Below are 21,105 nucleotides of genomic sequence, written 5' to 3' on the forward strand. Positions count from 1 at the left end.
AAGTTTTTAGCAGCTATTTTTTAGCCAATCAAGACTAAAGTAACCCCGACTCGTAATTATCATCTCAAAGGATTTATCATATATAGCAATACAGTTCAGTGAAGCTCATTAGCGATTGATTTGTTACTTATGAAAGAAGCCAGATCATTTGGGGGATTCTCCCCCAAACCCCCGATTGGGTGACGGTTGCGTCCCCCAAACCCCCTCCAAAAATATTGTTCTGTTTTTTGTTGAGTAACTAGTAATCCATTTAAGATAATAGGGAATAGCACGGTATCGTAAGGGCACGGCATCCACAATCTTCTGGTATATACAATAATCGTACTGGTGCCGTGCCCCTACAGATAATTATTGTGTTGCGAATATAATTTTAATTGGTATTATTTAAACTTTGGCTATGGAATTAGTGGTTTACATTACCATAAACTTTCATAGGTAAGCTCTGGATTGTTCCAATGAGTTTCTGCTAAAAATTCGCTAAATGTAGTCAAAAGTCCGGGAAATTCTTGCCTTAATTGCTGAACATCAGCTTGATAACCTTGATGGCGATACCACTGAATTAAATTGAATAGTTCTTTTTGCCAAAGTAACAAGAAAATCCAAGCGGGTGTTTCTTTATGGATAACTTTTATTCCCTGCGCTTGCGAGAAAGCCTCAGCCATTTGTTTAGGTGTTAGCACATCACCAGCTAACTCAATTTCTCGCCCAATATATTGAGCAGGATGTTGAATTACATAAGCTGCTACACGCCCCATATCTTTAGTAGTAATTAAATGTAGCGGTTTGTCAGGCTGAATGGAAAATGGGAAAGTTCCCTTGAGGATAGAAGGACGGGTGTATTTTTTCCAAAACTCTTCCATAAATAAGCAAGCCCGCAACATGGTTGTGGGTAAACCAGCAGCTTTGAGAATTTGCTCGACTTGATACTTTTGCTCGATATGGGGAATACCAGAATTTCTTTCCGCCCCACCTGCAGAGTTGTAGACAAAATGTTGGATATTAGCTTGTTTTGCGGCTTGTGCAACTTGCTTTGCTCTTTCAACTTCTTGAGGATCGGCTTTGCTACTATCTCCAGATGTGGCGTGACAGTAAACAGCAGCAACTCCTGTAAAGGCTGCGGTAAGGGAATCTACATTATCTAAGTTAGCTTCTACTAACTCAACTCCCGCATTATTCAATTTTGCTAGAGAAGGACGGTTCAGGTCAATTTTCCTAGTAATGGCACGCAGGTTTGTTATACCCTGTTCCAGAAAGCCTTTGACAACATTTCCACCAGTTCCACCAGTAACGCCGATGAACAATATTTTATCGGACATTTTTTTACCTAGAGTTTAGTAATTTAAAAATATGCCTGATATAGAAGTTGTAGCAAATATTCAAGATTTGGTGTTCAATCTTGAGTCAGTACTTGCTGTACGCATAATGGTAGATATTAATAGAGCAGATAGATTTCAAAAAACGGCGTTAGGAAATTTTATTTCAAGCTCAGGATGTAATAATTGTCCAATCTTCTATCTGTAAATTAGGAGCTTTGGCAAAATCTTTACTATTGCGTGTAACTAAAATACCGTTTATAGATAATGCGATAGCTGCAATACGTAAATCTCTTGTGCCGATCCGAACTTTGTGGTTAATTAATTCTCGATAATAATTGTAAGCAGATTGATCAAAATCTAAAACTCTGAGCTTGTTAAGGTATTCAATACAATCCCTTAACCCTTTGTAAGCCATAATTAAATTTTCCGATTGTGGAGATTTATCATTATATTTATTAATGACATTTAGCCATCCTTTCATTTGCTCTTCTAGTGTGACAACTGTAATGGCTAGATTTTCAGGATTTATTTGATTAATCCGCTGTTGTAGAAGTGGATGTCCCCTTTGGAGAAGTGATAAATGGTCTGTATCTAGCACCCATACAAATGTCACTTGAGTTAAATCCTATATATTAATTTGATTCTAATCTTTTTCCTGTTCTGCGCTAATTATGTGGCGTTCGGCTTCTATTTCAGCTAACACTTCATCAAAAAGAGGATTATCTTTATACATTCCTGCTACTTTTATCCAAGGATTTTCAGTTTTAAGAGATTGTATTTGTAGAGTAACAAGTTTTGAATTACTCAAACGCGCTTGTAACATATCTTGTAAATTTTCTACAGCTTCTTTTTCCGTTTGACCTATACTTTTACAATCTGATAAGCCTATGAGGGTGGCGCTAAATGTACCATCTTGATTTTTTTCAATTAGCGCATTATAGCTATCATATGAAGCATTGATCAAAGAGTTAAAACTAACCATATCTTTTTACTTACATCGATATGTTTTCATGATAAACTATCTGGCTTCCTAATTTTGCTCAAAATCATTGAGCGAAAATGGCAGCTACAGCAATGCTTTCATGTCAGATTACAACAAAGATGCTTGTTGCGATCGCTCATGAAATGTTGGATCGGTGGCTAGTCTGGGTTGAAGAAGCTGAACCTGTACCAGAAAATGCACGCGAAGCCTTAGCCAATCGGGATTTATGGCTGCGTCGTAGCAGTGCAGAACGCGATCCAGATAACCAAATCGCTGTGCAGATGTTTGGTGAAGAATTAACAGATAAACTTGTGCGATCGCTCTGGGGTGCTGATCGTATTCTTAAAGGTGGTAGTTAAAATTTCCACCCCATAATCAGCATGACAGCCCACACTGATAATATAAACTCATACCGAGCTTTGGCACTGCAAGTTACTTGCCATGCAGTTAATCAAGCAAGCGATCGCACTGAAGCTCGTGCTTTAATGCAAGCTACTATTAACCGCTTGGCACAACAAATTGCTGCGAGTATTGCTTTTATCGGTTTTGACTGTCGGTTAATTGTTTTACCTGAATATTTTCTCACAGGTTTCCCTTTGGGTGAATCTTTGGCAGTGTGGTCAGAAAAAGCCTGTTTGGAAATGAACGGTGCTGAGTATGAATCTCTGGGTAAAATTGCTCAAAAGCATCGGATATTTTTAGCTGGTAACGCCTACGAAATCGACCCCAATTTTCCCGGGTTATACTTTCAAACCTGCTTTGTCATTGACCCTTCGGGCACAATTGTATTGCGTTATCGGCGGTTAAATTCGATGTTTGCGCCGACTCCCCATGATGTTTGGGATAAATATCTCGATTGCTACGGATTAGAAGGCGTTTTCCCCGTCGCCAAAACTGCGATCGGCAATTTAGCCGCTTTAGCATCAGAAGAAATATTGTATCCAGAAGTAGCGCGATGTTTAGCAATGCGCGGCGCAGAAATTTTTCTCCACTCCACATCCGAAGTTTATAGCAAAGCACTCACACCCAAAGACGCAGCTAAAATTACCCGTGCCGTAGAAAATCAAGCTTACGTAGTATCTGCTAATACCGCAGGTACCGCTAATAGCCCCATCCCCTTTGCTTCTGTTGATGGCGGTTCCAAAATTATCGATCATCGCGGCATAGTATTAGCAGAGACAACCACAGGCGAAAGCATGGCAGCATTTGCAGAGATAGACCTAGCAGCATTACGCCGCGATCGCCGCAGACCAGGGTTAAATAATTTACTTTCCCGCCAGCGATTTGAACTCTACGCCCAGAGTTATCTGCAGTCACAATTTTACCCACCAAACACTATGCTGGAAACAGAAGTAGACCGCAAACACTTTCTGCAAACCCAGCAAGCAACCATAGCGCGGCTAGCTGAATTAGGGGTGATTTGAGGGATTGGGGACTTGGGAAGGCAGAGGGGCAGGGGGCAGGGAGCAGGGGGAAATTGTTAATTCCAATTACCAATTACCCATTACCAATTACCCATTACCAAATGACAAATGACAAATAACAAATAACAAATGACCAAATCAATAGATGTTCGTAATCCTCGGACGGGAAAATTTGATTATGTGATTATACCGCCGCCGCCGAAGTTGCTGGCGCAGTTGTGTAATCGGTTGCGGCGATCGCAAGTTCGTTGGCAACAGATAGGTATTGAAGGGAGAGTAGAAGCCTTACAGGAATGGAAACAAGCGATATTAGCAGGACGCGATCGCTTGACTGAGGCTTTGGTGAATGATACAGGAAGATTATCTGTCTCGGAATTAGAAATTGACTCGTTTATTTCTAATATTGACCGTTGGTGTCGGTTAGCACCAGAACTATTACAGGAAACTGCTAAAAATACATCGATCCCGTTTATCGCTCTGCAACAAACATCTGTTCCTTATCCCCTTGTAGGGATAATCAGCCCCTGGAATTTGCCATTATTGCTGTCTACGATTGATGCTATTCCTGCATTGCTAGCAGGTTGTGCTGTTGTCGTCAAACCTAGTAAAAATGCTCCCCGCTTTGTCGCGCCATTAATATCAACCATTAATGCTGTGCCACAATTGCGCGATGTGTTTACTTTTGTAGAAGGATCTGGGGAAACAGGAACAGCTTTAATTGATCATGTCGATTTAATCTGCTTTACAGGTAGTACCAATACAGGACGCAAAATTGGCGAACTTGCAGCCAAAAAGTTTATTCCGGCTTTATTAGAATTAGGGGGAAAAGACCCGGCAATTGTTTTAGGATCGGCTAATTTAGATTTAGCAACTTCAGCAATTTTATGGGGTTCAGTTGTTAATACCGGACAGTCTTGCCTTTCCCTTGAGCGCATTTACGTTGCCGAATCTATATTTGAGAAATTTGTCGCCCAGTTAGTAGCTAAAGCCCAAAAAGTAAAATTAGCTCATCCCACATTAGAAAGTGGAGAAATCGGGCCGATTATTTCCGAAAAACAAGCAGCAGCAATTAGCGATCATCTTTTAGATGCAATCGAAAAAGGTGCTGTAATTCACTGTGGTGGTAAAGTTGAAGAATTGGGCGGGGGCTGGTGGTGTCGCCCTACAGTGTTAACTCGGGTGAATCATTCCATGAAAGTGATGACTGAAGAAACCTTTGGCCCCATTATGCCTGTAATGCCATTTTCTAACATTGAGGAAGCAATTGAATTAGCCAATGACTCTATATATGGATTAAGTGCGGCTGTATTTGCACAACCAGAAGAATTAGCCATAGAAGTTGCCCAGCGAATTGATGCAGGCGCTATTAGTATTAATGATGCAGGCCTGACCTCAATCATGTACGAAGGAGAAAAAAATTCTTTCAAATTATCTGGTTTAGGTGGCTCACGCATGGGTGCAGCAGGTTTAAAAAGATTTATGAGGAAAAAAGCCTTTTTAATCAAAACCAATTCTGCAAATGACCCTTGGTGGTTCGAGAATAGTTAAGAAAAAATTCAAATGTGGTAATTTAACATTCAAACCTGATAAGTGATATCAAGTCCGGTTAATTAATTATGATGCAGGCATCTATGCGAAAACAGTGGTATCAACTTAACGTGAATTGCAAGGTTTCGCCCTCACCCCCAGCCCCTCTCCCACAGGGAGAGGGGAGCAAGAGATTGAGTTCCCCTTCTCCCGGGGGAGAAGGGGTTAGGGGATGAGGGCGCGATGTATTTGTACAACGCCCACCCTATATAGCTTTTAGCTTAAGTTGACACTAATGATTGAAAATAGGGTAACTCTCAATACTTGTCGGTTAAGAGCAAAAGGGGAAGGGGAAAAGGGGTAAGAAAAAACCTTTAACCCTTACCCTTTCACCTTTTCCCCAAACAAAATTAAGAGTTGAAAATCCTTAACCGAGCAGTATTGGGGTAACTCTCTTTTCCCCTGCCCCTGCGGTCTTCATTATAAGTTTTTAACCGAACACAATATGATTCCTAGCAGCTAATTTCAAGGAGCTTTGTATGTCTACAATCCGAGAAGGAATGCCCGTGCTTGTCCGTCACGAAGGAGATTGGGTAGGCACGTATACAATAGTAGATAATGCGGGGAATATTCTCGATAAGCATGAATCTCACCTCAGCTGCCAGTTTCCAGAAGATTCCACCTATCCTTACTACCAAATTAATCGCTATAAATGGGCTAACGGCAAGCAAGAAGAACATCAATTTCCTGGCACTTATAAAGATAAAACCCTGTTTTTTGATACCGAGCGCATTTTAGGCAAAGCCTGGGAAATAGATGATTCCACAGTAATTTTGTGGTTTGCTTATAAAACAGCCCCAGACATGAATTTATATGAAATGATTCAAATTAGCCCCGATAACAACTATCGTGCCCGTACCTGGCATTGGTTTAAAAATCATCAAATTTACCAACGGACTTTGATACAAGAGGAAAGGTTGCGTTAAGGGGAATGGGGAATGGGGATTGGGTAATAGTAATTTCTCCCTGTACCCTTGCCTAGTCTATTGGTGTCAACTTAACGTGAAACCCTCTTGGTTGCAAGGTTTTGCCCTCACCCCCAGCCCCTCTCCCACCAGGAGAGGGGAGTAAGAGATTTAGTTCCCCTTCTCCTGCGGGAGAAGGGGTTAGGGGATGAGGGCGCGAAGGATTTGTACAACGCCTGCCCTATATAGCTTTTAGCTTAAGTTAACACCAATGGGCACTGCCGTGACCTCTAGAATATTATTGATGTGTCGCAAACATTATTTGATTTGGTATGAGTTTTGTATTCGTGCAAGAAGTCTAATTTATTGGGACTAAAAGCTAGACAAGATTTGTAAGTGGTTTTATCATTATGATGAATTTAACAGCTTGATGTTTGGCAAGTCGAAGTGAGGGCGAAAACCCTGGGGGATATGCCAAAATCGCCAGAACCTTGACAAGTGAATAATTACAGCGTTTTAGCAATCAAAAAAGTTGCAAATTAGTTTCAATAAGGTGGGCTGAAAATGATTAAAATTTTCGATCTGCCAAAATGCTTTCCAGGAAGCTTGCTCTGGTTAGGTTTCAATACCGAGCTGTTTCCACAACCTATTCCCCCGCAAGGGGATTGAAACTCTTTTCTCTGACACTTTATAATTTACAAAGCATCTGTTTCCACAACCTATTCCCCCGCAAGGGGATTGAAACCTCCTTCTGGAACACTAAATATTACTTCTGCATTAGGTTTCCACAACTTATTCCCCCACAAGGGGATTGAAACTCTGATGCTAACTCCATTAGCTTTGCAATAATCGGATCGTTTCCACAACTTATTCCCCCATAAGGGGATTGAAACAAGAAATCTACTAGTGTAGAACCATTCATCCTTGAGTTTCCACAACTTATTCCCCCGCAAGGGGATTGAAACCCATCTTCATACAAAGAAACCAGAACGTTTCCATTCTGGGTTTCCACAACCTATTCCCCCGCAAGGGGATTGAAACAGCTACTGCGCCGAAATCGATAATTGAAGTTAACATTGTTTCCACAACCTATTACCCCGCAAGGGGATTGAAACGCGAATGTGTGACGATTAACGTATGGCTTACGATATGTTTCCACAACTTATTCCCCCGCAAGGGGATTGAAACATAAAACTATTACTCATTCCCAAAATCTCAGCGATGTTTCCACAACCTATTACCCCATAAGGAGATTGAAAGGATAAACACCATCTGTCAAAGAAAGTCTTCGCCTTGTTAAAGAAAGTCTTCACTTTGTTAAAGAAAGTCTTCGCCTTGTTAAAGAAAGTCTTCACTTTGTTAAAGAAAGTCTTCGCCTTGTTAAAGAAAGTCTTCACTTTGTTAAAGAAAGTCTTCACTTTGTTAAAGAAAGTCTTCGCCTTGTTAAAGAAAGTCTTCACTTTGTTAAAGAAAGTCTTCACTTTGTTAAAGAAAGTCTTCGCCTTGTTAAACAAAGCTCTAATTTTTGCAAATACGGTGTTCAAGTGCGATCGCCTCACCAGTCATCAACAATTCTGGGTGAGGGAATGCGATCGCATCACCCTAAAGAGAATGAAAACACTTGAGTAGCAACGTTTCCGCTTGCAAGGCTGATACCATTTTGAAAAAAGAACGCGACAGATGAGTAGGGGCACGGCACCAGTAAGATATTTGATATGCCAAAAGATTGAGGATGCCGTGCCCTTACAAAGAATTTATCTGTCGCAAACATTATTTGAATTAGTATGACTTTGCGATCGCATTTCCCCGCAAGATGATGAAAATTTAGCTAAAAATTCTAGGCGATTATAAAAAAAGGGGCACAGCACTGCTGTACCCTCAAGAATCATTTATCTACCGCAAATATCATTTAAAGTTCACGTAGGATGCGTTACGCTATCGCTAACGCATCAGTTAACGTAGGATGCGTTACTAACGCATCCGTGCCAAAGCTGAGATTTTTTCAAAAATCAAATCGGATTTTTATACATTTTGTTAGAGTAGTGAATTTGTCATTAATTTACCGATGAGGAGTCATTACAAGAACTGTTGCTACTTTCTAACGTTGACAAATCATTATCTACAACTCCATCCCATGAATAGTTACAGATTTTAGTGCGAAGTAATGTACCAAGTGTCACGTTAATTGCGATGGCAAAGGAATCAATAAAAACGAGATTCACAAAGCGATTAATCATTTAACCCTCTTGAGGTAACGGGAGCATCCAGTGATACTTGCCCTATGACTACAAATTGTACAATGGCTTTTCCAGAAATATACGGGCTAAATTCTAAAATTTACAACATATCGTTGAGTAATATCACTCATGATACCCTATAACCCCTGTGCTGCAACCATCTTGAGCGCAACATATATCAGATAGCGGTTCATCTCAATTTTATTTTTGGAAGTCCCTAATTAAAAACTCATACTAATTCAAATACTGTTTGCGACAAATAAATTCCATGTAAGGGCACGGCACAAGTAAGATAATTGAATATACCAAAAGATTGTGGATGCCCATTGGTGTAAACTTCAGCTAAAAGCTATATACGGCAGGTGTTGTACAAATACCTCGCACCCTCATCCCCTAACCCCTTCTCCCTCAGGGAGAAGGGGAATTGAATCTCTTGCTCCCCTCTCCCTCAGGGAGAGGGGCTGGGGGTGAGGGCAAAACCTTTGCACAAAGCGGTTTTCACGTTACGTTGATACCAATGGTGTATGTTCCCTACTCATCTGTGGCATTATTTTTTCAAAATGGTATCAGAACTCAGCACTTTCAATTCAATGGCGAACGGATATAACCCCATTTTCCCCCGTCAAAAGTGTAGTCAATAACAGGAATATTAGAACTATCAAAGCCAATATTTTTTATCCATGTGCCAGCTACATTTACCATAGCCATACCATCCTGAAAACTCAAAGCATTAGGCAGTTCTACCTTGATAATTGACTTGCCATTTTTATCTATATAGCCAAATTTATTGCCAATTTTCACCAACGCTAACCCTGATGAAAATGAGCCTAATTCTGAGATAAAGTTACCCGCATTAGAGGCTAATTGACTACTCGAAATGACCAATTTCCCTGTTTTATCTATAAAACCAAAACCTTGTTCTGAATATATGCACGCCAACCCCTCAGAAAAATTCTTAGCATCATAAAATTGCGGTGCAATTATTGTTTTACCAGTAGAGTCAATATAACCCCAATTAGAAATCCCATTTGCACTAAAATCTACTGCTGCTAATCCTTCAGTAAATGGCTTGGCGTTATTAAATTGAGGGGAAATTACCACTTTACCAGTTTTATCTATATAGCCATATTTATTATTTACCTTAATAGCTGCCAACCCAGAAGCAAAATCTGCAATATTATAAGGTTGTGGTTCAATCACAAATTTACCAGTTTTATCAATAAATCCTGTTCTTTCTGAGTCAATTCGCACCGCCGCCAGCCCATCGGAAAAATTATTCACTTGTAATGAGTTAGCACCAGGATAGGTAACTGTGAATAAAAGCTTACCAGTTTTATCAATAAATCCTATTTTATCTTCTACCTGAACTTGTGCGACTTCCTCAATAAAATCTGCTGGTTGTTGGATAAATTGTGCTGGGATAACTAAGTTACCTATTTTGTCGATATAACCCCATTTATCCCCAATTTTCACAGGTGCTAATCCAGAAGAAAATTTCTGAATTCCATCAAATTTAGCAGCTATCACTAATTCACCTGTTTTATTAATAAATCCATACTTTCTATTAACTTCTGCACCCGCTAACCCTTCAGAAAAATTAGTAAATCCTCCCATTTCTGGCGGAATTGTAAATGGTGCTTTACCACCAGCAATGTATTCTAAAGGTATAGTTCTGGCTAAGTTTAAAGATTGACAGATAATTGCTGCTGCTTCACCTCTAGTAGCACCTTTATTCGGTTGTAGTTGTTTAATATTGGGGTAGTTAACTACTATCCGCCCAATTGTACCTGCAGCTAGGGATTTTCTTGCATAATCTGGAATCTGTGCTTCATCATTAAAATGCTGTTTGAGTATGGTTTCTGGATTATCTGGAGTACTGAAATTGAGATGGTTGCTCAGAATTGCGATCGCCTGTACTCTGGGGATAGCTTGAGATGGTCTAAAAGTACGGTCTGGATATCCGCTAAAAAATCCCCGTTGATAAGCAGCTTGAATGGCTTTATATGCCCAGTGACTATTGGGAACATCTTTAAATTGCATTCCTGGGTGTTTGACTTCGCTATTAGGAAAAGCATTTAATAATAAAACCGCAAACTCAGCCCGATTAATAGTTGACTGGGGGCGGAATGTTTGATCCGCATATCCTCTAATTACATTGCGTTCCGCTAGTTGGGTAATACAATCTTTGGCTATTTGATTTTTAATATCAGAAAATGCTGCAGCTTTAGATATGAATATATGACCTAATAATGTAACAATCAGTGAAGTGTTGGCAATTAATTTTAAGCTGGTATTCATCTAGTATTTTGTAATAGCTAATATAAATGACATTCCTGGTTTACCCTTATCTGTGAAGTAAAATCACAAAACAAACTATTCTGCATTAAAGGAAATATATTAACTGTTGTCAATAGTCAACGAATTAAAGTAGGATGCGTTAGGCGTGAGCCGTAACGCATCTCAATTGAATGAAATTTTATTACCAATTAAATAATATCTAAAAATATTAGCTTTTCAGCCTTTTGTTTATAATACTTTCTAACCACAATACTGTGGCGCTACCTATGGCATAAGCAATTATATCCTTCCAATCAAATGAACTGCCCAATACTACAACCGCAACCTTATAGTTTTCTAATCCTAAAACCTTGACAAAATTAAAATATTGCAGAATTTCGATAACACAAGCAAATACAAAAACAGATAAAGCTAAAATTCCTGGTTTTATCTGCCAAAAACTTTTCACAAAGCAATAAATTAATATAACTACTAAAACATCACCGACAAAAGGACGTATAAAACTGTCATTAAAGAAAACAGCAATACACACCTCTATTACAAATAGTAAGAGCGTTAGATATAAATATTTTTTATCGAATTTAAGCATCTGAGTAGTAAAAAGTAAATCTGTAGTATTGTTTAATTTTATGCTTATACCAATTCAAAAAATGTTGGCGATAAATCAATTCTTTGTAGGGGCACGGTACAGCGCGAGTTGTACAAAAACCTCGCGCCCTCATCCCCTAACCCCTTCTCCCTCAGGGAGAAGGGGAATTGAATCTCTTGCTCCCCTCTCCCTGAGGGAGAGGGGCTGGGGGTGAGGGCGAAACCTTGCAACTAAGCGGGTTTCACGTTAAGTTGACACCAATGGGCATTGTCCCCGCCCTTACCAGCCTATTTGTATCAAAATAAAAGTCAAATCACAATAAAAGCGCTAAAATGAACCCCATTTGACTGTTTGCTGGTCTTTTTTGGCAGTCTTAACTACTCGATATCCTTTAGAAGTCGCCCAATCTTGAGCAGCTTTTTCTAATGTTGGTTCGCCACAATTAAGATAGGCAAGAGCTAAATTTTTATTGCCGTCTTCCTTCAAGACTTTAACCAAAGTTTCTGTCGTATCTTTGCCACCAATACTAATAAAAGAATATAGGGCATAAGATAAAGTCCGGGGGTCTTTTGAATCTAAATCTTTGAGCAAAACGCCTTTTGTCATCTCCCAATTATTACGTAATTCTTCTCCTTTACTTTTAGCGATTAATAAATGCACTTTATCTGCATCTGATACTGCTTGCCAGTTAAGCTTTTCTAAAGCTACACCAACCATTGGGCTAGATGCCCAATCAGTTAAATTTTTGGTTAATGGTTCAATTGCTTTCGGATCGCCAATATCTGCCAAAACGCTAGCCGCATTCGTCCTCATCCTCGCGTCGGGTTCTTTTAGTGCTGCTAGCATTGGTTCTAGCGCAGGTTTACCGATCGCACCCATAGCAATTACAGATGCAGGATCGTCCTTTTTAAAGCCAGGTAGCACTTGATCGACAATCTTGGGATTTGTGGCGGCGATATCTTTCAGCCCAGTTTTAGCAGCGATCGCAATGCGGGAACTAGGATGGTTGACATTGGCAACTAAAGGCTTAACAGCACGGGTATCTTTAAGTTTTCCCAGTGCGATCGCAGCTGCTGCATGTGTTTTAATTTCTGCAGAAGATGCTGATGCTTTCACTGGAGTATTCAGCACAGCAATTAAAGGTTCGACAGCTTGCTTATCTCCTAAATTTCCTAATGCTTCGGCTGCTTGATCTGTGCCGAAAGTTGGCGGCTTTTGGATATAACCAGCTATCAGTTCTTTGACATTTTTTTCATCTGCTAGACGCTGAACTTTAGAATCCTTTACAGAGTCTAGATTGCAAGCGCTCAGAGTCAAAACCAACAGGCTAGTACCGCAAGGCGGAATTCAAAATTCAAAATTCAAAATTCAAAATGAATACAGCATAGGCGTTTCATTGATTTGGAATGGGTGGTTTATTTACGCCGACTTGTACTAGTTGCAATTATATGTTGTTTCATAAGATTATTTTGTTGGTATCTCGGTTACATAGTTAAGATATTTAAACCCTGTCACAGTCGATAACTGAAGTTTTTCCATAGGGAATAGATTAATGTCACTACAACATCTAGCTGCATTTTTTCGGAAAACAAATTTGCCAGATTGAAGTCAAATTAATTAGAGATTTTTTTGATACTCTTTTTGTACATAAATTACACGCATCAATGCTAGTTAGGAGCATTTACTAACCTGCTCGTTTGTTTAGTAAGTATCAGCCTTTGAGCCGCAAAGGTGTATTGCCTACTTTATGGTTAATTTTTAGAAACAATCTACTCTATTAACCTGCAATACACTATAAATTGACGCTAAGTATTTTGTGTATTACAATAAATATATCTTTGTAGTATAGTATTGTAATTACAATCAAATGAACGATTCTCGCTTGCTAAAAATCAGCAAGTTCCTTAGCAAACATCTGCGGCATAAACCCGCAGATATTGGCATAAAACTTGCCTCTGGTGGCTGGGTTGAGATTAATCAACTACTAACTGCTTGCGCGAAAAACAAGTTTCCTATCACTCGCCAAGAATTACAGCTAGTAGTAGAAAGCAACGATAAACAACGCTTTTCTTTTGACTCCACAGGTACGCTAATTCGTGCTAACCAAGGGCATAGTGTAGAAGTTGATTTGCAATTAGAACCTGTCGTACCTCCAGATGTACTTTATCACGGTACAGCGAAACAATCTGTAGAATCAATTTTACAAACGGGACTCAGTAAAATGTCTCGTCATCATGTGCATTTATCAAAAGATATTGCTACAGCTAAGAATGTGGGTGCAAGACATGGAAAGCCGATAGTTTTTGCTGTTAATGCGGCTGCGATGCATCAGGCTGGCTATATCTTCTACTGTTCTGATAACGGTGTTTGGTTAGTAGATAATGTCCCACCTGAGTATTTACAAATAATTTAAATTTTTAGTAATAACAGTTAATTTATATCAAAAATTAAACAAAAAAATATGCAAATTCATCTTTATGCCCAACAGGGAGATATTGCCGGAGTTGCAAACCAAATTAGCAATGGTGTTGCTATTGATTCTCTAGACGAAGATTTTCAGAAAACGCCATTAATGTTTGCAGTTAGTAGCTCTGATGCAGGCATAGATATGCTGCAGTTTCTTGTAGAACATGGCGCAAATGTTAATGCTATGGAACCAGAATCTGAACATACTATACTCGACTTGGCTGTACAGTCAGGAAATATAAATAAAGTCCAATTTATTCTCGATGCGGGAGCGGATATTAACTATCAAACAGAGAATGGATATGATGTCTTAATTCAAGCAATGTATGGTCGAGATATTTTGCAGGATCAAAATTTAATCTCGATTTTAAATTTACTTATATCTAGAGGTGCGGCTGTTAATGGCAGAAGTAGCTATGGTGAGACTGCTATTAAAGTAGCTGCTCATGTAGGTAGATTTGATGCTGTCCAATTACTATTAAATGCAGGCGCTAACCCAGAGCAGTTGGGATGGACAGAATTAATGCACGCTATAGTTTTTGGAAATTTAGAACAATTAAAATTACTACTAGAAAAAGGCGCAAAACAAGATGTGTGTGATAGTTGGCAGAGAACCCCTTTTTTATTAAGTATTCAAGTGGGTGAACTAGCAAAAACAAAATTACTGCTAGCAATGGGAGCAAACCGCAATGATGTGGGAATCTCTGGAAAAACGCCTTTAATGTATGCCATAGAAAACAATCGGCACGATATCTTACAGTGGCTAATTGCTGAGGGATTTGATATTGAAGCCACTGATGATTTTGAGAACACTACGTTAATGATGGCAGCAGAAATGAGCGCCACTGATTGCGTCAAAATTTTACTAGAGGCTGGGGCAAATCCTAGCAGAATCGATAAGTACAATAATACAGCTATTAAAGTCGCTAATAATCTGGATATTGTCAGAATGTTAGTGACAGCAGGGGAAAATTTGAGCGATATTAACGATAATATGCGGCGATCGCTCACCAAAATTGACAACAATAAATTTTCATTATCACAATTATCTCTAGAGCAATATTTGGCTGGCAAACATCCGCGCTTTGGCAAAACAAATCCAGAGTTAATGGACATACCTTTTTGGCAAGCGATGATTTGTGAAGGTTGTTCTGCTTATAGAGCAAAAAATATTTTTAACGATACTGATAATTGGCAAGATAAAGCATGGTGCTATCAACGCTTTGGCAGAACTATTACACAATTACCAGATGGCAGAATTATAGAAATTGCTGGCGAACATGAAGACTATTATGACCCTGATTTTTGTATCTATAACGATGTTGTAGTTTACCAACCTGATGGCAGCTTCCAAATTTTTGGTTATCCTCAAGATGTGTTTCCGCCAACAGATTTTCACTCTGCCACCTTAGTTGGCGACTACATATATATTATTGGTAATTTAGGATATGCTAATGCAGCCATATCCGATGAGACTCCTGTATATCGATTAGATTGTCATACGTTCAAAATAGAAAAAGTAGAAACTACTGGCGATAAACCAGGCTGGATCAGCCGTCACAAAGCTTACTATAAAGAACCGGGGGAAATTTATATTACTGGCGGGAAATTGTTGGTAATTCAGCAGGAAAAATCAGAATATATAGATAATTTGGATAGTTACTTCTTAGATTTAAACAACTTCACTTGGAGTCGAGTTATTCAAAATAATTAATTCTTGGTAATATAGATTTGACTTAATACCAATTCAAATAATTATTGCTACAAATAAATTCTTTGTAGGGGCACGGCATCCACAATATTTTGGCATATCAAATATCTTACTGGTGCCGTGCCCTTACTACCCATCTGCCGCGTTCTTTTTTCAGAATGGTAGAATTTTTGGCATAATTGTCGCTGATCCAAACTGCAAATTAAAAGACTTCAGCCCGTGAACATAGCTAGAGCATCCAGTTCATACTAGAATTTTTATCAGTAATTAAAGAACTATCATGAAATATCATCACCTCAAAACTAGTATTTTGAAAATTTAACTGCGATAAAAAATCTCTTGCCAACTGTTCTACAGTAGTGCTTTGATAATCAGCAGCAAGATGCAAACCCAATACTAAACGCGCAGTATTCTGCATCTTTTGAATACCTGTCCAAGGTCGCACAAAAATACCAAGTTGCTCAAGCTGAATAATTAAACCAATGATGTAACCTGCTAAAATACCGCAGGATTTTTCTAGCTCATGCTCATCTTGATTACTCACCTTTAATATCAAGAATATCTCTGATTCTTGGTTTAACTCAATTGGTTCAAATAAAGCTGTCCACTTCTGTTCACCAGCTAAAATTTGCTCAGTCAGTGTTGCACCTCTAGCAAATTCGCTTTGCATTATCTGTGCAGTAGAACGGGTGACATTCCGAGCAGTATTCTGACATGGTTCTATTGATGTGACTACAGGTAGCCAGTCTCGTGGTGATTGTACCTGATATTGTCTACCTACATTTGTAAGTGCAACCACCTGTTGCCAATCATGATGGTGCAAAATTTGGAAAAAATTAGCCAGTAATTTCTCTAAGCTTAGTTCTGACTTTTTGTCAAATTTACAACAAAAAGCGCAGAGTAACGCCCAGGAAAAACCACCCAGGAAACCCCAAGCATTACCGTAAATATCTCTGGCTTTAGCCCAGGCGCGTACTGCTCGCAATAGCTGCCGGAAGGTGTCAAGTGATACATATTTACTAACTACCTCAGCAATTAAATCTGCTTCCCAGCAACCAACAATAGCTTTTAAGCTGATGGGGTCAAGGTTTTGCGGATTTTTCCTCGCCAATTGGTAGTTTTCTGCCCTTGCATAAAGCAAATCTAAGGATATTCCTTCTAATTGCAGGCGCAATACTGGGACTCGTGCATCTAATACTAGTTGAGTTTGGCACAATCCTTGCAAACGTTCTTGGACGCTAACTAGAAAAGCTTCCCCAGATAAATAAGTGGGAATCACACACACAGCATCCAAATCGCTGTCGGGACTTTGTACACCAAGACGCGCTGAACCTAATAACTGTAGTGATGGTTGAAAACCCAAACATTCTGCACAAGCTTGAGTCACAACTTCTAACACTGTGTCACGCTGTAATTGCTGTGCTGGAGTTAGTTCTGGTTCCAAGTTATTAACCAACTTCCCCAATTCGGAAGAATGGGTGACTCTGCTTCCTCCCAAATATATAATATGTCTCACCACAAAAGGCTCATCACCCCTACGGCTAATTAAGGCGATAGAGTCAACTGTAAAACTAACTGGATGCCATTGCGGTAACTCAGCCAAAGCTGCTTCCGGACTGGGGAATTGTCCGACGCTGAGGTGGGGTGTAAAACCTGCTTTTGTTTTGCTGCTTTGTTCGTTACATTGCGGAAACAGATTTTGCAGTACCTTCTGTAACTCATGCAATGCGTTTTCTGGCTGGACAACAGGACGCAACCATGCTGTAGAACTTTTGCGGTGTGTAAATGTTTGAAAGTCGGTTAAGGTAATTTGAAATGGTTGTAGTTGAGCAAGTGCAGGCGCAATAATTTCTACGGCCTCGGCAAAATAAGATTCTGGCAGAAAACCGTAAAGTAAATTAATATGAGCCATCCACCGCTCAACTCTGGCATCATAACGTTCACGGATGGCTTGGATTGCAGGTAAAACATTGTCTGGCGGAATCACAACTACAGCACTTTGATAAACTGGGCGGACTGTAGATAGAGGAGACACATCACTCGGATTCAGAAACACAGGCTTCTGTGTACTTAGCCCAGTCTCTGTTTCTCCTTGTGTTTTTGCTCTGAGAACTGCACGAAGACCAAAATGATCTGATGGATAAATTTTCCCCTCTGTATCTGCTATTGGTTCACAAGCAAATAAGTTAATTGATTGCGCTTGCCAATCATGGTTTGGATTGAGCAGTAAAATGCGATCGAGCCTAACTGGTATTCCTGTTAAACTCATCAACGCTGCTAAGGCGTTGCGTTGCGGGTCAAATGTATAACCTGCTGCATCTGGATGTAGTTGTTGCCAGATATCAATATATCCAGCACCCATTAATATCTCTTCTTGTTCGTTCCCTCGGGTATTGAAGTCACCAGCTATTAAGCTATTTCCTGGTAGAGTTTGCAGATATGCAACTATGGTAGATAGCTGATGCTGGCGTTTTTCTAGGGCATTTTGCGCGTAATCGCTGGTTAAATGCACGACTGCAATGTGCAATAATTGACCGTTAATTTCACAACTCCCTACCAGTACCCGCTTGTGTCCAGAAAATTGATGTTCAACGAGTGTAAAAGGCAGACGCGACAATAATAAATTACCGTAAGGTCGCACTTTTTCGGCTGTGCTGGATTCGGAAATATAATAATTACGTACCCAAGTTTGCGATAAAAGTAACTCTACTAAAGCTGGTGTCGCTTCTTGGATGGCGATGATATCTGCGTTACATTGACGTAACTGCTCAACAATTGCTGGTAATCTTTTTTCAGTTGCGATTTTCTCCTTGTCGTAGAGGTCACAAAGCACGTTAAAACTAGCAATTGTCAAAGTTTCTAAATTGATGGCTGCGGCTTTTTGTGTATTTATTTGCCAACCTTGGATATCGTATTTATAAACGGGTCGCGGAGTAAATATTGCTGTACTATCTAATACAGTGATAACTTTTTCCCCTGTATTTTCTCTAGTCTCGCTTTTCCACGCCGCCGCAGGTAACTCTCCACTGGAAATTAAATCTAAATGCTGTTCCCGATCCCAAACAACCACGTCTTGGCAACGGATATAACGGATGCGATGCCAAGGTATATCCCCATCTGTCGCCCATTGGGTTAGAGGTTTTTCTCTGATTCCTGTAGATGCAAGGCGTTCTTGATAACCGACAACAAAAGCACTGCTTTTAAGACGCACATCCCAGATAATGCGATGGTAAACTTCGCGACTGGTTGCCATTTTTTTCTTTTCTGATTTTGACATCTTCCCTTTTTCTGTAATCAAATAATTTCGTGACGAAATTAAACAAATAAGCAAGTTAACATTCGCCACTTGCACCGAATTTGATTGAGACGAGGGACTACATATACTTTTACCGTAGGTTTTTAATGTATTACTTTTATAATACATTATACTTCACAAGGTGCGGCAATGGCAAAACTGCGATCGCTAGTTTCATCAAAACTCTTACCACCTCCTATTAATGGATCAAACCCTGTCAACTATATTTGCGGTGTGACGCTGCATAGATAGCTGAGGCGAAACTACATCAGGAAAGCTGGCAAAATTACGGCGTACCCAATCCATACCCACTTCATTATTGAGTTTAATTTTCTGAAGTGTATCTGGATAAATTTTGCCAAGAATATCTGCATCTTGATCCACTACAACCTTGCCAAACTTGAGATAGGTACTGCTAAATACCTTAAAAGCCGGGTGCTTGGCTTGACCAAACAGTAAAATGTAAGTTCTGGTGCGATTTTCAGCTTCTGGCACAAAGATGTGACATTGTGCTGCTTTACCCAAGGGCATTTCTCCATGAAAAATCACCAAAGCAGGGAAATGATTTTCCAAGTGTGCCTTAATGCTGGTGGGTAGCAGAAATAAATCTGGTTTTCTGAGCTTTTCTACTAAACTGTAGGGGGCTGTGGGCATATCATAAAAGGCATGGGAGTGATGCCCATGATCAATGAATTGATGAAAATTGACTTCGGTAATCCGAAACAATTCCCGGTGGGTACCATTTTGATGATTGTAATCGTGCATATTCAGCAACATAGTTAATAGATCTGTCTCTACGCTTCTATCTGCGGTATGCCCAATAAAGTTGTGAGTGTTGGCAATGTCATTCAGCACGCTGGGAACAGGTATTTTTGGCTCGTATCCTCCATAAGACCAGATAAAATCCCCTTGAATGATTAGTTCTAAGGGTTTGAGTAGCGGTAATGTTTTCTTGCTCGATCCAGGTAAAACAGTGCAGCCGGAACTATCAAATTTCAGCGCATGAAAAGGACAAACTACGGTACTTGTGCTATCGCTTTCGGCTTCACACCATCCTGCTGATAGCATTGCGCCCATGTGTGGACAGGCATTCGGTAAAGCATGGATATCTCCATTCCCATCCTTCCACATCACATAGTCAGCACCATACAAAGATATTTTCTGGGGTTGATTCACTGCCAGCATAGACTTGTGCGCTAATAACCAAGGCGCACCGGGAAGCATAGACTGCATAGAGTTCTCCGCAAGCAAGATATAAAATTGTGAAATATCCGTCGTGTTTTTAAAATATGACAGAAAATTCACATTTGTCAAGTAATCTTCGTCGTCAACCCAAACAGCAGCGAGGTAAAGAACGAGTCGAAAAAATTTTGGATGCAGCAGCAGTAGTATTTGATCAGATGGGCTATGAAGCGGCTACTACTCATTTAATTGCAGCAAAAGCAGGGACAGCGATCGGTTCTCTATATCAGTTTTTTCCTGATAAAGCTGCCATTTTTCATGCAATGGAATTACGCCATATCGAGCGAGTTCAGGTTTTATGGGCACAGCTAAACACACCAGAAATTATCGCTTTACCTCTGCGGCAAATGGTACATAGGCTTGTAACCGCCGTAGCAAAGCTGTTTGAGCATCCTGTATCAAGGGTAGTGTTTGTGCAGTTTTATATGAAACGCGAGGTTTTTCAGTCGATTGATGACAGTATGACTCAGGAAGCAATTGACTTTACTTCGAGTCTTTTGCAGCCGAGAAATCCAAATTTAAGTGAGGCACAGCGTAATCTCTTAGCAGAGGTTTGTGTTCACAGCAGTAATGCTCTGATTTTGTCAGCACTGCGTAACCCCGATCAACAGCATCGCCAACAACTAGTGCAGCAGATTGAGGATTTGTTGGTGTCGTATTTAGAGCCGTATGTAGGGGATAGTCGGTTGAGTCATGTAATGAAAGTAATGAAATGTCCTCATTGTCGATCGCAGCAGTTGTCTAAAAATGGCTATCGAAGAGGGAAGCAGTGCTATCTCTGTAAAGAATGTGGTAAACAGTTTGTAGCGAATTAAGAGCGATTTAAATATCTGCTGATTGAGTACCGCCTGTAACTGTATCTCATGGGCAATACTTGTCGGTTAAGGGGGAAAAGGTTAAGGGGAAAAGGGCAAGAAAAGACCTTTAACCCTTACCCTTTCACCTTTTCCCCAACCAAATTAAGAGTTGACAATCTTTAACCGAGCAGTATTGATCTCATGGGGTGCGATCGCGCTAAAAACCGCAAATCATTCTTTTAACTTCCACAACAGA

At 39.9% G+C, this 21,105-nt stretch carries 14 protein-coding genes and 3 pseudogenes; 9 read left to right on the forward strand and 8 right to left on the reverse strand.

The genetic code is table 11. The features are described 5' to 3' along the window. Positions 1-416 precede the first annotated feature (416 nt). From AACU25_RS16655 to AACU25_RS16665, 3 genes are all read right to left on the reverse strand, one after another. Entirely contained in the window at positions 417-1,316 is a 900-nt protein-coding gene (locus AACU25_RS16655) for an NmrA/HSCARG family protein (protein WP_096577422.1), read from the reverse strand. Between the two features lie 169 nt (positions 1,317-1,485). Continuing rightward, a complete protein-coding gene (locus AACU25_RS16660; protein WP_096577424.1) occupies positions 1,486-1,929 on the reverse strand; it encodes a type II toxin-antitoxin system VapC family toxin in 444 nt (147 codons plus the stop codon). Positions 1,930-1,959: 30 nt separating this feature from the next. Continuing rightward, entirely contained in the window at positions 1,960-2,298 is a 339-nt protein-coding gene (locus AACU25_RS16665) for a type II toxin-antitoxin system HicB family antitoxin (RefSeq protein ID WP_096577426.1), read from the reverse strand. Between the two features lie 131 nt (positions 2,299-2,429). Between AACU25_RS16665 and AACU25_RS16670 the strand changes: the two are divergent. From AACU25_RS16670 to AACU25_RS16690, 5 genes and pseudogenes are all read left to right on the forward strand, one after another. Then, a pseudogene (locus tag AACU25_RS16670) lies at positions 2,430-2,657 on the forward strand (red chlorophyll catabolite reductase); the annotation flags it as partial. A gap of 21 nt (positions 2,658-2,678) precedes the next feature. Then, positions 2,679-3,722 (forward strand): nitrilase-related carbon-nitrogen hydrolase, encoded by a 1,044-nt coding sequence (locus tag AACU25_RS16675; RefSeq protein WP_096577428.1) that lies wholly within the window; start codon positions 2,679-2,681, stop codon positions 3,720-3,722. Between the two features lie 129 nt (positions 3,723-3,851). After that, on the forward strand, positions 3,852-5,270 hold the full coding sequence (locus AACU25_RS16680) for an aldehyde dehydrogenase family protein (protein WP_096577430.1): 1,419 nt from the start codon (positions 3,852-3,854) through the stop codon (positions 5,268-5,270). Between the two features lie 518 nt (positions 5,271-5,788). Beyond that, on the forward strand, positions 5,789-6,235 hold the full coding sequence (locus tag AACU25_RS16685) for a DUF3598 family protein (RefSeq protein WP_096577432.1): 447 nt from the start codon (positions 5,789-5,791) through the stop codon (positions 6,233-6,235). 1,272 nt (positions 6,236-7,507) lie between these two features. Then, entirely contained in the window at positions 7,508-7,843 is a 336-nt protein-coding gene (locus AACU25_RS16690; protein WP_190446035.1) for a hypothetical protein, read from the forward strand. 1,190 nt (positions 7,844-9,033) lie between these two features. Here AACU25_RS16690 and AACU25_RS16695 read toward each other — a convergent pair. From AACU25_RS16695 to AACU25_RS16705, 3 genes are all read right to left on the reverse strand, one after another. After that, complete coding sequence (locus AACU25_RS16695) at positions 9,034-10,749, reverse strand: WG repeat-containing protein (RefSeq protein ID WP_096577434.1); 1,716 nt, start codon at positions 10,747-10,749, stop codon at positions 9,034-9,036. 208 nt (positions 10,750-10,957) lie between these two features. Continuing rightward, complete coding sequence (locus tag AACU25_RS16700) at positions 10,958-11,338, reverse strand: ribosomal maturation YjgA family protein (RefSeq protein ID WP_096577436.1); 381 nt, start codon at positions 11,336-11,338, stop codon at positions 10,958-10,960. Positions 11,339-11,665: 327 nt separating this feature from the next. After that, a complete protein-coding gene (locus tag AACU25_RS16705) occupies positions 11,666-12,655 on the reverse strand; it encodes a HEAT repeat domain-containing protein (RefSeq protein ID WP_190445793.1) in 990 nt (329 codons plus the stop codon). 550 nt (positions 12,656-13,205) lie between these two features. On the opposite strand from AACU25_RS16705, the gene AACU25_RS16710 reads away from it, so the two are divergent. Together AACU25_RS16710 and AACU25_RS16715 are read left to right on the forward strand one after the other, a co-directional pair. Continuing rightward, positions 13,206-13,751, forward strand: coding sequence for an RNA 2'-phosphotransferase (locus AACU25_RS16710; protein WP_096577440.1), 546 nt, complete (start codon positions 13,206-13,208; stop codon positions 13,749-13,751). A gap of 48 nt (positions 13,752-13,799) precedes the next feature. Continuing rightward, positions 13,800-15,518: an ankyrin repeat domain-containing protein gene (locus AACU25_RS16715; protein ID WP_096577442.1), complete on the forward strand. Its 1,719-nt coding sequence runs from the start codon at positions 13,800-13,802 to the stop codon at positions 15,516-15,518. A gap of 226 nt (positions 15,519-15,744) precedes the next feature. On the opposite strand, the gene AACU25_RS16720 is transcribed toward AACU25_RS16715, so the two are convergent. Both AACU25_RS16720 and AACU25_RS16725 read right to left on the reverse strand, forming a co-directional pair. Beyond that, on the reverse strand, positions 15,745-18,768 hold the full coding sequence (locus AACU25_RS16720; protein ID WP_321206730.1) for a poly(A) polymerase: 3,024 nt from the start codon (positions 18,766-18,768) through the stop codon (positions 15,745-15,747). A gap of 249 nt (positions 18,769-19,017) precedes the next feature. Beyond that, the gene (locus tag AACU25_RS16725) at positions 19,018-20,034 is read right to left on the reverse strand and encodes a Rieske 2Fe-2S domain-containing protein (RefSeq protein WP_199347343.1); all 1,017 of its coding nucleotides are present in this window, start codon (positions 20,032-20,034) and stop codon (positions 19,018-19,020) included. A gap of 65 nt (positions 20,035-20,099) precedes the next feature. Between AACU25_RS16725 and AACU25_RS16730 the strand changes: the two are divergent. Beyond that, positions 20,100-20,702 (forward strand): annotated as a pseudogene (locus AACU25_RS16730) (TetR/AcrR family transcriptional regulator); the annotation flags it as partial. 57 nt (positions 20,703-20,759) lie between these two features. Beyond that, positions 20,760-20,864, forward strand: a pseudogene (locus AACU25_RS16735) (IS1/IS1595 family N-terminal zinc-binding domain-containing protein); the annotation flags it as partial. Positions 20,865-21,105: the final 241 nt, after the last annotated feature.

The sequence above is a fragment of the Tolypothrix tenuis PCC 7101 genome (genome assembly GCF_963874875.1).
In the GTDB taxonomy this organism is placed as follows: Bacteria; Cyanobacteriota; Cyanobacteriia; order Cyanobacteriales; family Nostocaceae; genus Aulosira; species Aulosira tenue.

Excerpts from the sequence above, each read along its gene's own strand:
- AACU25_RS16665 (WP_096577426.1), bottom strand. The coding sequence starts at position 2,298 with ATGGTTAGTTTTAACTCTTTGATCAATGCTTCATATGATAGCTATAAT.
- AACU25_RS16680 (WP_096577430.1), top strand. The coding sequence starts at position 3,852 with ATGACCAAATCAATAGATGTTCGTAATCCTCGGACGGGAAAATTTGAT.
- AACU25_RS16715 (WP_096577442.1), top strand. The coding sequence starts at position 13,800 with ATGCAAATTCATCTTTATGCCCAACAGGGAGATATTGCCGGAGTTGCA.
- AACU25_RS16700 (WP_096577436.1), bottom strand. The coding sequence starts at position 11,338 with ATGCTTAAATTCGATAAAAAATATTTATATCTAACGCTCTTACTATTT.
- AACU25_RS16710 (WP_096577440.1), top strand. The coding sequence starts at position 13,206 with ATGAACGATTCTCGCTTGCTAAAAATCAGCAAGTTCCTTAGCAAACAT.
- AACU25_RS16655 (WP_096577422.1), bottom strand. The coding sequence starts at position 1,316 with ATGTCCGATAAAATATTGTTCATCGGCGTTACTGGTGGAACTGGTGGA.
- AACU25_RS16720 (WP_321206730.1), bottom strand. The coding sequence starts at position 18,768 with ATGGCAACCAGTCGCGAAGTTTACCATCGCATTATCTGGGATGTGCGT.
- AACU25_RS16675 (WP_096577428.1), top strand. The coding sequence starts at position 2,679 with ATGACAGCCCACACTGATAATATAAACTCATACCGAGCTTTGGCACTG.
- AACU25_RS16695 (WP_096577434.1), bottom strand. The coding sequence starts at position 10,749 with ATGAATACCAGCTTAAAATTAATTGCCAACACTTCACTGATTGTTACA.
- AACU25_RS16685 (WP_096577432.1), top strand. The coding sequence starts at position 5,789 with ATGTCTACAATCCGAGAAGGAATGCCCGTGCTTGTCCGTCACGAAGGA.
- AACU25_RS16725 (WP_199347343.1), bottom strand. The coding sequence starts at position 20,034 with ATGCTTCCCGGTGCGCCTTGGTTATTAGCGCACAAGTCTATGCTGGCA.